The organism is Myxococcus llanfairpwllgwyngyllgogerychwyrndrobwllllantysiliogogogochensis, from assembly GCF_006636215.1.
GTDB classification, from domain to species: domain Bacteria; phylum Myxococcota; class Myxococcia; order Myxococcales; family Myxococcaceae; genus Myxococcus; species Myxococcus llanfairpwllgwyngyllgogerychwyrndrobwllllantysiliogogogochensis.
This window is the reverse complement of the sequence record NZ_VIFM01000146.1, coordinates 16,059-27,467: the sequence shown is the minus strand read 5'-3', so window position 1 is coordinate 27,467 and position 11,409 is coordinate 16,059. Positions and strand designations below refer to the sequence as shown.

Genomic DNA, 11,409 nt, shown 5'->3' with positions numbered 1-11,409 from the left:
CCCATCGCCCCCCACCGGACCGCGTCATCCCCCGCTGCCTGAACCCATAGCATTCGCCGTGCCGACGCCTGCGGGGCGCTCGAAGCCAGTGAGTACGCGCGGTTGCGGGGAGGCCATCGTCCTTGGGGATGAGGCCACCGGTCGGAACCGGAAAAATCTCCGGGCCTCCAGGGTGGGCGGCCTAACGTGCGTGCCCGTTGTTTGCCGAAGGGGAGGAATCGCTTTGCGCCTGCAAGTCGTCACCACGGCCCTGCTCGCCCTCAGCGCGTGCTCACGCACGACGGAGGGGCCCTCGCCCGCGGTGGAGCGCATCGTCAACCCCCGCGCCCGCGTCAGCGAGCTTCCCCAGCTCTGCAACGCGCAGGGCGGGCAGACAGGCTGGAGCCTGGAAGTGGTGGGCAAGCGCTTCACGCCCGTCCCCGGCGAGGCGCTCACGGACACGCCGACGGTGGAGCTGCCCGTGGTGACGCTGCGAGGGCCGTCCACGTACACGCTGACGCGGAGCCAGGTCTTCTACGTGCGTCCGGAGCTGCTCGTGCTCAACGTGCCCACGCGCGACAGCACGCCTCCAGTGGAGCTCGCCCCGGGCACCTATGAAGTGGAGGTCGCCAATCCCCTGGGTGGCACCGGCTCACTGCCGGACGCGGTGAGGGTGGTGCCGCCGCCCACGGTGACTCGCGTGGTGCCTCCGGTGGATGGGTACACGGCCACGGGCACCAATCCCATCGTCATCGAGGGCAGCGACTTCCAGCCAGGCTCGTCCCCCATCATCGTCCTGCGCCGCGAGGGCGAGACCGACCTGCCGCTCTTCTTCGTCACCGTCGTTTCGACGACGCGCATCGAATCGGAGATTCCGCCGGGCACTCCCGAGGGCCTCTATGACCTGGTGGTCACCCAGCCTGAGGGCTGCGCGGACACCGCTCCTGGCGCGGTCGACCTCCGCTATCCCCACCTGGGGGCACTCACGCTGACGCCCAGGTCCGGCGGCGAGCTGAGCAACACCTCCATCCGCCTCTTCAATGCCCCCACGGGCGACCAGCGCGGCTTCACGGATGCGCCGGAGCTCTTCGTGCTGGCGTCCTTGAAGACAGCCCCCTCCGTGTTGCAGCGCATTCCGCTGCGCGCAGTGAGGCGGGTGTCGGCCAACGAGGTCACCGCGGAGCTGCCCACGTGCTCGGGCTTCGAGGAGCCTGTCAGCGACCCCAAGTGTCCCAATGGCCTCGCCCCTGGCGGGCCCTATGCGCTCGAGGTCATCGACCCGAGCGGCGCGGTGGGAGCGGTGCCCGCGTCGGAGGGCTTCACCGTGGTGGCCGAGCCGACCGCGACGCGCACCTCCGACGACGGGGCCGCGCCCCTGCCTGGAGCCCTCCTGCCATGAACGCACTCGTGCTCGTCGCGCTCACCGCGCTCGCCGCTTCCGGCTCGAAGTCCGCCGCCTCGACGGAAGGCGTCGGAGGAGGCCGCGTGCTGCTGGCGCCGAAGGTGGGCTTCTTCAAGTCCACCGCGCCGCTGGGAGGAGACCTCTACCTGGGCCTGGAGCTGGGCTACGTCACGCCGCTCTTGAAGCGACGGCTCGCGGTGGTGCTGGAGGTGAACTACCACCGGCCGCAGGCCTCCGGTGCGCTCACGGACTCACAACTGGGGGGCTTCGGCGCGCCGCCTCCGGATGGCCGCTACACGCTCGCGGTGCGCGAGGTGGCCTTCCTGCTGTCGGCGGTCTTCCGCTTCGAACGGGCCCTGGGTCCGCTGACGCCGTACGTGGGAGGTGGCCCCGGGCTGTACCTGCACCGCGCCACGTCCGACCTCTTCGGCGCGACCGCGTCGGAGAGCGGTGGCGGCCTGGGCCTGCAAGCGCTCGCGGGGTTGGAGCTTCCACTGGGCCCCGGCGGCCTCTTCTTCGAAACGCACTACCACCTGGCCCCGCTGGACTTCGTCACCACGGGCGATGTGAATGTCGGAGGCTTCCTCGCGGGAGGCCTGGGCTACCGCCTGCGCCTGTGAGGCTTCAGGCCCGTCCCACCGGCGGGCGCAGCACCCTCAACACTTCCTGGGCGACCAGGTCCCGGACCGCGGTCCTCAGCGCATCGAGGAGGTGGTGGAGGGACTCGGTGGTGTCACCCGGGGCGTCGATGACGCGCTCGTGGCTGCCGTCGAAGACGCGCATGCGGCCCGGAACCAACGCGATGACCGGCTGCGTCGGGTAGCGCTTGCGCAAGAGCCCGAGGAAGAGCGGGTGGTCCTCGTCCTGCCTGCGCAGGTCCACCACCACGAGCGCGGGCGGTGACGAGGTGATGGACGCGAGCGCATCGTCGGTGTCGCCGGTGGCGGAGATGGCCAGGCTCTCATCGTCGACCGCGAGGACGCGGCGCAGCAGCTCGCGGGAAGCGACATGGGGGCTGGCGATGAGGACGCGACGCATCAGACTGGAAACCTAACCCTTCCAGACCGCGATGGCCGCACCCGAGAAGGCGACCGCAGACCCCAGCACCCGGGCGAGCGTGGCGGGACGGTTCTCCACCATCGCATCCCAGACAAGGCTGGTGGCGAGCTGCGCGGCGATGAGCAGGAGGACGGAATGCACGGCGCCCACGCGGCCAATGGCCCAGGGCATGCCGACCACGATGACGACGCCGCACAACCCGGGCAGCAGGTGCCAGAAGGTGAAGCCGGAGAAGCGCCCCTGCGCGGCGGCCTCGGGCCACAAGCCGGGCACGGAGCGCGCCACCGCGTACACTGCGAAGGTGGCCACCGTCGCAACCACCATGTTCATCAACACCGCGCCCAGCAGGCCCCACTGGCCGGCGAAGCGCTTGTTGAGACCACCCTGGGCGACGACTGCCAGCCCACACAGCAAGGGAACGAGCGAGACAAAACGCATGGGCGCGGGTGGGTATCCCGAACGCGGGGCCTCCTGCAAGGAGACATGCGCGGCCACGACTTCCCTCTCGCCTTCGCGATGTGGCTGGCGGAACGTGGATTGACCGGCTAGGTCCCATCGGCGCCCATGGACGGCTCCTGCGAGCTCCACTTCGACTGCGGCACGCTGGTGGCTCCCACGCTGCCGGATGACGCGCGGCTGCTCGCCCTGTTCCAGAAGGATGGTCGCACGGGTGTGTACCGCGCGCCGGCATGGCACTACCGCGACGTGGTGCTGCGGCTGCGGGAGCTGGGCGTGGGGTACGACGACCGGGCGAAGCGCTTCGAGCCGCTCGAGGTGGCGCTGACCGTTCCCATCCAGCCGTTTCCCCATCAGAGCGCGGCATTGGAGGCGTGGACGAAGGCGGGGGGACGGGGCCTGGTGGAGCTGCCGACAGGCGCGGGCAAGACGCTGCTGGCGGTGCTGGCCATCGCCCACGTGAAGCGGCCCACCCTGGTGGTGGTGCCGACGCTGGATTTGATGACGCAGTGGCAGGGCGTGCTCGCGCGCCACTTCTCCGTGCCGGTGGGGATGCTGGGCGGCGGGGTGAATGACCGACAGTCGCTGACGGTGACGACGTACGACTCGGCGGCGATGCAGACGGAGTTCCACGGCAACCGCTTCGGCCTGCTGGTCTGCGACGAGTGTCACCATCTGCCGGCACCGAGCTACCGCTTCATCGCGGAGGGCTCGCTGGCGCCCTACCGGCTGGGCCTCACCGCGACGCTGGAGCGCACGGACGGTGGGGAGCGGGTGTGCGAGGAGCTGCTGGGCCCGCGCGTACACCGCACCGACATCCGCGAGCTTCAGGGCGAGTACCTGGCGCCCTACGAGGTGAAGCAGGTGGCGGTGCCGCTGACGGCGGACGAGAAGGCTCGCTACGACGAGGCACGGGCGCTCTATCTCAACTTCGTGCGCAAGCTGGGCGTGCGGCTGTCCGCGCCGGACGGGTGGGCGCGCTTCCTTGCGCAGAGCCAGCGCAGCGACGAGGGCCGGGCCGCGTATCGCGCCTACCGCGAGCAGCGTCGCATCGCCCTCACCTCCAGCGGCAAACAGGAGGTGCTGTGGCGCATCCTCCTGGCGCACCGCGAGGACCGCGTGCTTGTCTTCACCGACGACAACGAGACGGTGTACACGCTGGCGCGAAGGCTGCTGCTTCCCGCCCTCACGCATCACACGCCCGTGCCGGAGCGCAAGGCACTGCTGGCGGCCTTCTCCTCCGGAGAACTGCCCGTGCTGCTCACCTCGCGTGTGCTGAACGAGGGGGTCGACGTGCCCGAGGCGCGCGTGGGCGTGGTGCTCAGCGGCAGCGGCAGCGTGCGCGAACATGTACAGCGGCTGGGACGCATCCTGCGCAAGCGCCCCGGAAAGCGTGCGCTCTTGTACGAGGTGTGCTCCGCGCAGACGGCGGAGAGCGGCATCAGCGAGCGGCGACGTCAGCACGACGCCTATCAAGAGGAACCCTGAGGTGCTGATGCCCGCGCGACTCACCGTCGGGGATGACCTGGCTCGCCGCGTCCTGCCACGAGGCTGCAGATGCTGACGCGTGAGCTGCTCGCCTTCCGCGTGAGCAAGGGCGTGCTGCGCCCCGCCTTCGTGAAGCGCGACGACGAGGCACTGCTGTCCCTGGCTTCGGAGCTGCTGGCCACCGTGGAGTCATCCCGGGGCGAGACGAGTGACGACGTGGAGGAAACCCTGGGCCTGTCGGCCGGGGCCTTCACCCGCCCTAAAATCGCGCGCGGACTGGTGAAGCTCGTCCTGGACCGGCTCGTCTTCGAAGAGCCCGCGCCCGGCGCCTCCGAAGCCCGATGGGAGCGCTTCACGACGGCCGCCCGAACCCTGCGCACGCTGCCCCCCGACACCTCCGTGGAGGGTTACGAGGCACGGCTGGAGCAAACCCTCGGAGTGCCCCTGACGGACGCACGGGCCGCGCTCTACGCGGACCTGCCTGGGAATCGAAAGCTCCTGGGCTGGGATGGCGAAGCCCCCACGGCGCAAGTGCTCGTGGACCGCTACAACCTGGCGCTGGCGCAGGGACCGCTGCTGTCGGCCAGGCGCCTGACGCTGCGGGCTCGCTCACCGGAGCTGCTGCGCGTGCGCAAGGTGCTGCGGTGGCTGAAGTTCTGCCGCCTCGTCGCGGAGGTGCGCCGCGATGGTCCGGACTGGGAGCTGGAGGTGGAAGGGCCCGGCGCCATGCTGGCGATGCAGAAGAAGTACGGCCTGCAGCTCGCCTCGTTCCTGTCGGTCGTCCCGGTGCTGGAGCGCTGGGAGCTGAAGGCCACCGTGGAGCCTTCGCGCCGGCAGGCCACGCTGACCCTGAGCGACAAGGACCCGCTCGTCTCGCCCCTACCCGCCGCGTTGGGCCATGTGCCGGAGGAAGTCCTGTCGCTGTCCGCGAGCTTCGCGGATGACGCGTGGGAGCTGGACCTGACGCCCCTGCCCCGACACGTGGGCGCCGCGAGCCTGTGCGTGCCGGACCTGACCTTCCGTCACCGCGCGTCGCGCCAGGAAGTCGCGCTGGAGCTCTTTCATCCCTGGCACGCGAGCGCCCTGACACGCAGGCTCGCGGAGCTGCGCACGCGACCGGACACAGGACTCCTGCTCGGAGTCGACCGCGCGCTCCTGTCGAAGGAGCCCACCGAACGCGAGACGCTGGAGGCCCACCCCCAGGTGGTGCTCTTCCACGGGTTCCCCTCCGCAAAGAAGCTCCGGGAGCGACTGGGGAAGCTGGAGGCCGCGCGCGCCAGCACGTAGCGCACGGCCGGGCGTCAGCCGTTGCCCTTGGGCCGGAACTGCGCGGCCAGGACACTCAGCAGGCGGATGGCGCTGCGGTCCAACTGCTTGGCCCGACGCAGCAGGCGGCGCAGCTCACCGGACTCGCCATACTCACTGGGAGGCTCCGCGGCCCACTTCACGTCCTGGGTCGGCTTGAGGCCCAGCGCTTCGTCCGCGGAGATGGAGAGCACCACGCACAGCCGGCGGAAGGTCTGGATGCTCGGCAACATGTGGCCGCGCTCCAGTCGCCCGTAGACTTCACTCGCGATACCGATGCGCTCCGCGACGTCGGCCTGCGTCAGATTCAGGCGAGTCCGTGCGAGGCGCGCAGCTCCTCCGAGGCGGGATGCGAGGGTCTTTTCCATGTTCGTTAACCTACCGGGTCCGCCCATGTCGATATGACTTGAGAGGTTGGCATCCAAGAACTTCCCAGGTAGTCTTATGGGAACCTGACCTGAGGCGTTCCCCTCACCGTGACGGCGTCGAAACCGATGACCGCGAAGCCCGTACTCACCTTCTTGTTCGTGGACGAAGACCCGCTCGCGCTCGCGGCGCTGCGGCGACTCGCGAGGGACCTGCCAGGTGACAAGCGCTTCGCGCGCGACATGACGGAAGCGCTCGCGCTCGTGCAGGAGGAACCGCCGCGCGTGGTGGTGAGCGGAGACCTGCTGCCGGATGGGGATGGGCTGGGCCTGCTGGAGCAGGTGCGCGCGCGCCACCCGTGTACGGCCTGCGCGCTCCACGCGGTGCGCCCTCCGGCCAGGCCGTGTCTCCGGGGCATCACCTGGATGGACCGCGCCGCGCCGCCCTCGGAGGTGCATGCGCTGCTGCGGGCCCTGGGCGCGCGCCCCTGGACGTGCTCGGCCTGAGGCAGGGACACCTCACGGTGCGGCGCGCTCCCGCCACCCGCGTTAAGGTGGCCCCCGCTCCGCCATGAAGCTCTACGCCATCAGCGACTTGCATCTGCGCCACGCCGACAACCGGCTGGCCCTGCAGACCCTCCCCTTCTTCCCGGACGACTGGCTCATCGTCGCCGGCGACGTGGGCGAAACCCTGTCCGAGATGGACTTCATGCTGCGCACCCTGACGGCGCGCTTCCGACAGGTCATCTGGGTGCCGGGCAACCACGAGCTGTGGACCCTGCCCTCCGAGCAGCCCCCGCTGAAAGGCGACGCGCGCTACCAGCGACTGGTGGCGCTGTGCCGCAGCCACGGCGCGCTCACCCCCGAGGACCCCTACCCGCGCTGGCCCGGCGAGGGCCCGCACCGCGTCATCGTCCCCATGTTCCTGGGCTACGACTACTCGTTCCGCCCGGACCACGTGCCGGAGGACAAGGCGCTGGAGTGGGCCTGGGAGGATGACCTGCTGTGCACCGACGAGGTGCTGCTACATCCCGAGCCCTATCCCACCCGCTCCGCGTGGTGCGCCGCGCGCGTCGAGGCGACCCAGGCGCGGCTCGACGCCCTGCCCGCGGGCTGCACCACCGTGCTCGTCAATCACTACCCGCTGCGCCACGAGCACGTGCGCCTGCCGCGCATCCCCCGCTTCTCCATCTGGTGCGGCACCAAGCGCACCGAGGACTGGCACGCGCGCTACCGGGCGGAAGTCGTCGTCACCGGCCACCTCCACATCCCGCTGACGCAGTGGCGGGATGGAGTGCGCTTCGAGGAGGTGTCGCTCGGCTACCCCCAGCAATGGAAGCACCGGGGCGGAATCGAGCGGTGCCTGCGCGAAATCCTGCCGGGCCCCGCCGTCCGCCCGCTCTGACGAACCCCGCACATGACAAAGCCCCGGACGTCCGTGAGGAAACGGACGACCGGGGCCTGGTCCGGCGCGACCCGAAGGCCGCGCCGGTTACGTCAGGTGCTTACTTGTGCGACGCGATGAACGCGATGCCGTCGTAGCCGCCCTTGGCGCCGAAGACCTCGATGTAGTACTTGCCGGCCGGCACGTTGATGAGGTTGCACACCTCGGACTGGTGCTCCTTGACGCTGCGGCAGTCGTAGTCGAACTTCGACGGCGCCGACGCGAGCTTCACGTAGATGTCCGGGTTGCCCTCACCCTCGCCCGTCTGGATGTACAGGCTGTTGGTGCCGGTGCCGGGCTTGCGCTCCGGAACCTGGATGGTGAACACCCGCGACGAACCCGCCGCGCCAGAGAGGTTCTTCACGGCCACGCCGCTCTGCACGGGCACGTAGCCACCCTTCCAGGTGACGGTCAGCGTCACGCCCGTGTAGGGGCTGAAGCCGTTGAGCATCACGTACCACTTGCCGTGGTTCGGCGTGGGGAAGGGGCAGCTCTCCGCGTTGCCCGAGCGGTACGGACGGCAGTCGTACAGGCTCGTCGTGGGAGCATTGCCGTACCGGACGTACATGTCCGCGTCGCCCGTGCCACCGGAGATGGTGAACGTCAGGTCATACGCGCCTTCCGGCACCGTGACATCCCAGTACTTCTTCTCGCCGCGACCACCGGAGATGTTCGAGATGGGGACGTCCTTCTCGATGGGGTCCGAGACGACGATGATGGGCACGCCGACGCCCGTCGCCTTCCAGGCGTTGCTCACCGACTCGATTTCAGCGGCGGTGTAGCCCAGCTGCGCCGCGGCCTGCTCGGTGGCGAGCTTGGCCGCATCGAAGTTGGAGCCGGCCAGGAGGATGTCCCGGTTGGCGCGGTAGAAGATCTGCCCGGCCTTCTCGATGCCGATGCCCGCAACCACCGTCGTCGTCTTGGCGCGCGGGTGCGTGCCACCCTGCGAGAGCAGGTAGAACGCCAGGTTGGAGATACCGGAGCTGTAGTGCACGTCCACGCCGGAGGAGTAGTCCGGGTAGTAGTCGAGCGAGTCACCGTCCTGCGTGGGGTTCGCCATGTAGCGCAGGGCGTCGTTCGGGATGGACGGGGTCCAGATGTCGTCGCCCACCAGCCACGTACGGTTGCTGACGACCTTGCCGTCGCCGAACCACTCGCACACCGCGCCGAAGATGTCCGACATGGACTCGTTCAGGCCGCCGGACTCACCGGAGTAGGTGAGGTTGGACTCGTGCTCCGTCACGGCGTGGGTCAGCTCGTGCGCCGTCACGTCCAGCGAGTTCGCCAGGTTGCTGGCGTTCACGCCGTCGCCATCGCCGTACACCATCTGGGTACCGTCCCAGAAGGCGTTCACGTAGGCGACGCGGTGGTGCACGGTGCTGATGAGGACGCCACCGGTGTTGTCGATGGAGTCACGGCCGTACAGCTCCTGGTAGCAGTCGTAGACCGTGCCCAGGTGGTCGTAGTTGGTGTTGACGACCTCGTCGGCGTGCTCGGGCTGCCCCTCGGAACGAGCCAGCGCACCCGGCAGGGTGGTGGTGTTGTTGCCGTTGTGCAGGCGGCGGTTGAGCGCCGTGTGGATGCGCGGCAGGCGGGCCATCACATCGCCGTTCTTCGCGTTCACGAGCACGTCGTCGCGAACCGGCGTGCCGTCGCGCTTCTCACCCGTCTGGGTGAGCTTGTACGCGAGGATGAGCTGGTCGGAGTCGCGCCAGTAGACGAGCTCGCTCTCCTCCTGGATGACCAGACCCTCGTGCGTCTCACGGTCGGCCTGGAGGGACGCCTTCGCCACCGACACATCGACGCCGGCCTTGGTCTCGGCCTTCAGGTCGCTGCGGGTGTTGGTGTTCGCCGCGTAGACCTCGCCATTGCGGGCGTGGATGCGCAGCTCGCCGCCCAGCACGGGGATGTTGTTGACCCGGATGCCATAGCGGAAGTGGCTGTCACCCTGGAGGTCCGTGTAGGCCTTCTTCAGGAACAGGTCGCCCGTGTTCAGGTGGAACAGGGGAGCCACGGCGGCTACCGCGGGGGCCAGCTCGGCCTCACGCATGGACGCCGCGCCCGCGGGCGCAATCGCGATGGGGCTCAGCTTGCCCGTGATGAACGTCGGGACGTCGGAAGCATCCCGCGCGAGAATCTTCGTCCCGGACTCCAGGGCCGCGGTCTTGCTTGCGGTTTCCTGGGGCTTGGCCTCGGGAGCAGGGGTGGACTCATTGCAACCAACAAGGAAGGACAGCGCCGCAACACCAAGTGCACCGCGCACTCGCTGATTCACCATTGTAATCCTCCTAAGCGGAAAGATTAGGAAGCACAGTGCCACGGGATGGTTACGTATTTCAAGGTTGCGCGATAATTTCACTAAGTAGCCTATTCTTAAATTACGAGTTTTGGGAAAAATACCCATGCATTTCAATGACTTATGGGTGCCCCACCCACTGCTTTCACGGATTCATGCGACGTAGTGGGTAACCCTAGCCCCCTCAGAATTTCCCGAAAAAAGCGTGACCGAAGACAGTCAGCCAAGGTCCGCGCGCGAGGCCCCGGGCAATTTCGGCGGCAATTTCGACAGGAATTGAGGGTGGGAGGGATTCCGGCGTCCGAGTGGTGCGGCCATGCGTTTTAGGCTCGCGCTCTACCACTGAGCTATCTCCCGGAAGACAGTCGGGAGAGCTGGGTTCGAACCAGCGACTTCAAGCCTCCTGGGCGTGGCGTGTAGGGCTGTACCGGCCGGACGCCGGAAATCCTCTCGGGAGACGCGCGCCGCGCGCCGCGCCTGACGGGGAGTTCCATGGGCAGCCACCGTGTGTCCCTTTGCGGATGCGCTGGGGTGCGCGAGGCTCCCGCGCTGGGAGGAAGGGACATGCGCGCACTTCAGTTGCAGCGACTGGAAGGACCCGAGGGCCTCACGCTGGTGGAGGTGCCGGAGCCCGACGCGGCGGATGCGGTGCTCATCGACGTGGTGGCCGCGGGGGTGAGCTTTCCGGACCTGCTGCTGACACGGGGGCAGTACCAGATGAAGCCGCCCGTGCCCTTCGTGCCGGGCGTGGAGGTGGCGGGCGTGGTGCGCTCCGCGCCCGCGAGCGCGACGGTGAAGCCGGGCGACCGGGTGATGGCGTTCAGCTTCGGCCTGGGAGGCTTCGCGGAGGTGGCGGCGATTTCGCCGGACATGGTGTTCCGCATCCCCGCGCGGTGGAGCTTCGAGGCGGCGGCGGGCGTGGTGATGAACTACCACACGGCGCACTTCGCGCTGCACCGGCGCGGGCGATTGAAGGCCGGCGAGACGGTGCTGGTGCATGGCGCCGCGGGCGGCGTGGGAACAGCGTCCGTGCAGGTGGCGCGCGGCGCGGGGGCGCGGGTGCTCGCGGTGGTGAGTGACGAGCGCAAGGCGGAGGTGGCGCGAAAGGCCGGGGCACACGAGGTGCTGCTGTCGAGTGGGGACTGGCTCTCGCAGGTGAAGGAGAAGACGGGCGGACTGGGCGCCAACGTGGTGGTGGACCCGGTGGGCGGCGACATCTTCGACAAGAGCCTCAAGGCGCTGGCGCCGGAGGGACGGCTGCTGGTGGTGGGCTTCGCGGGAGGCCGCATTCCCGAGGTGGCGGTGAACCGGCTGCTCTTGCGCAACATCGACGTCGTGGGCGTGGCCTGGGGCGGCTTCCTCCTCCATGAGCCGTCGGTGACGGCGACCATCGCCAAGGACCTGGAGGCGATGGCGGACCAGGGCATCCTCGAGCCGGTGGTGGGCAGCGTCTTCCCGCTGGAACAAGGAGCGCAGGCCCTGCGCGAACTGGAGAGTCGGCGCGCGACGGGCAAGGTCGTCCTGCGCATGCGGCCGGGCTGAGCGACGCGGGGGCGAGCGGGGGAATACCGCTCGCCCACCGAGCATGCGTCCCTTCGGCCCCGTGCACCGCCTC

Annotated in this window: 11 protein-coding genes; 7 read left to right on the top strand and 4 right to left on the bottom strand. The window is 69.1% G+C overall.

Translation table 11 applies throughout. The features are described from left to right. Nucleotides 1–223: 223 nt before the first annotated feature. Together FJV41_RS29975 and FJV41_RS29970 are read left to right on the top strand one after the other, a co-directional pair. Entirely contained in the window at nt 224–1,378 is a 1,155-nt protein-coding gene (locus FJV41_RS29975; protein ID WP_141646003.1) for a hypothetical protein, read from the top strand. Further along, nucleotides 1,375–2,001 (top strand): hypothetical protein, encoded by a 627-nt coding sequence (locus FJV41_RS29970; protein WP_141646002.1) that lies wholly within the window; start codon nt 1,375–1,377, stop codon nt 1,999–2,001. Before FJV41_RS29975 ends, FJV41_RS29970 begins: the two co-directional genes overlap by 4 nt. A gap of 4 nt (nt 2,002–2,005) precedes the next feature. On the opposite strand, the gene FJV41_RS29965 is transcribed toward FJV41_RS29970, so the two are convergent. Together FJV41_RS29965 and FJV41_RS29960 are read right to left on the bottom strand one after the other, a co-directional pair. Then, nucleotides 2,006–2,419: a DNA-binding transcriptional response regulator gene (locus FJV41_RS29965; protein ID WP_141646001.1), complete on the bottom strand. Its 414-nt coding sequence runs from the start codon at nt 2,417–2,419 to the stop codon at nt 2,006–2,008. Nucleotides 2,420–2,431: 12 nt separating this feature from the next. Beyond that, nucleotides 2,432–2,878 (bottom strand): DMT family transporter, encoded by a 447-nt coding sequence (locus FJV41_RS29960; RefSeq protein ID WP_141646000.1) that lies wholly within the window; start codon nt 2,876–2,878, stop codon nt 2,432–2,434. 126 nt (nt 2,879–3,004) lie between these two features. On the opposite strand from FJV41_RS29960, the gene FJV41_RS29955 reads away from it, so the two are divergent. Beyond that, nucleotides 3,005–4,384 carry a DEAD/DEAH box helicase family protein gene (locus FJV41_RS29955; RefSeq protein ID WP_141645999.1) on the top strand — a complete coding sequence of 460 codons (1,380 nt, stop codon included), beginning with the start codon at nt 3,005–3,007 and terminating at the stop codon, nt 4,382–4,384. Between the two features lie 69 nt (nt 4,385–4,453). Continuing rightward, nucleotides 4,454–5,671, top strand: coding sequence for a DUF790 family protein (locus FJV41_RS29950; RefSeq protein ID WP_141645998.1), 1,218 nt, complete (start codon nt 4,454–4,456; stop codon nt 5,669–5,671). A gap of 14 nt (nt 5,672–5,685) precedes the next feature. Here FJV41_RS29950 and FJV41_RS29945 read toward each other — a convergent pair whose 3' ends face one another. After that, nucleotides 5,686–6,057: a helix-turn-helix transcriptional regulator gene (locus tag FJV41_RS29945; protein ID WP_141645997.1), complete on the bottom strand. Its 372-nt coding sequence runs from the start codon at nt 6,055–6,057 to the stop codon at nt 5,686–5,688. A gap of 108 nt (nt 6,058–6,165) precedes the next feature. Between FJV41_RS29945 and FJV41_RS29940 the strand changes: the two genes are divergently transcribed. Together FJV41_RS29940 and FJV41_RS29935 are read left to right on the top strand one after the other, a co-directional pair. Beyond that, nucleotides 6,166–6,561, top strand: a complete 396-nt coding sequence (locus FJV41_RS29940) for a response regulator (RefSeq protein ID WP_246137506.1) — start codon at nt 6,166–6,168, stop codon at nt 6,559–6,561. Nucleotides 6,562–6,625: 64 nt separating this feature from the next. Continuing rightward, nucleotides 6,626–7,459, top strand: a complete 834-nt coding sequence (locus tag FJV41_RS29935) for a metallophosphoesterase family protein (RefSeq protein WP_141645996.1) — start codon at nt 6,626–6,628, stop codon at nt 7,457–7,459. 100 nt (nt 7,460–7,559) lie between these two features. Here the strand turns inward: FJV41_RS29935 and FJV41_RS29930 are convergent, their stop codons facing one another. Beyond that, nucleotides 7,560–9,776 carry a M4 family metallopeptidase gene (locus FJV41_RS29930; RefSeq protein ID WP_141645995.1) on the bottom strand — a complete coding sequence of 739 codons (2,217 nt, stop codon included), beginning with the start codon at nt 9,774–9,776 and terminating at the stop codon, nt 7,560–7,562. 582 nt (nt 9,777–10,358) lie between these two features. Between FJV41_RS29930 and FJV41_RS29925 the strand changes: the two genes are divergently transcribed. Continuing rightward, on the top strand, nt 10,359–11,336 hold the full coding sequence (locus FJV41_RS29925; protein ID WP_141645994.1) for an NADPH:quinone oxidoreductase family protein: 978 nt from the start codon (nt 10,359–10,361) through the stop codon (nt 11,334–11,336). Nucleotides 11,337–11,409: the final 73 nt, after the last annotated feature.

What these genes read in the sequence shown, in the direction of transcription:
- FJV41_RS29925 (WP_141645994.1), top strand. Translation starts at nt 10,359, where the DNA reads ATGCGCGCACTTCAGTTGCAGCGACTGGAAGGACCCGAGGGCCTCACG.
- FJV41_RS29955 (WP_141645999.1), top strand. Translation starts at nt 3,005, where the DNA reads ATGGACGGCTCCTGCGAGCTCCACTTCGACTGCGGCACGCTGGTGGCT.
- FJV41_RS29930 (WP_141645995.1), bottom strand. Translation starts at nt 9,776, where the DNA reads ATGGTGAATCAGCGAGTGCGCGGTGCACTTGGTGTTGCGGCGCTGTCC.
- FJV41_RS29945 (WP_141645997.1), bottom strand. Translation starts at nt 6,057, where the DNA reads ATGGAAAAGACCCTCGCATCCCGCCTCGGAGGAGCTGCGCGCCTCGCA.
- FJV41_RS29970 (WP_141646002.1), top strand. Translation starts at nt 1,375, where the DNA reads ATGAACGCACTCGTGCTCGTCGCGCTCACCGCGCTCGCCGCTTCCGGC.
- FJV41_RS29960 (WP_141646000.1), bottom strand. Translation starts at nt 2,878, where the DNA reads ATGCGTTTTGTCTCGCTCGTTCCCTTGCTGTGTGGGCTGGCAGTCGTC.
- FJV41_RS29950 (WP_141645998.1), top strand. Translation starts at nt 4,454, where the DNA reads ATGCTGACGCGTGAGCTGCTCGCCTTCCGCGTGAGCAAGGGCGTGCTG.
- FJV41_RS29965 (WP_141646001.1), bottom strand. Translation starts at nt 2,419, where the DNA reads ATGCGTCGCGTCCTCATCGCCAGCCCCCATGTCGCTTCCCGCGAGCTG.
- FJV41_RS29935 (WP_141645996.1), top strand. Translation starts at nt 6,626, where the DNA reads ATGAAGCTCTACGCCATCAGCGACTTGCATCTGCGCCACGCCGACAAC.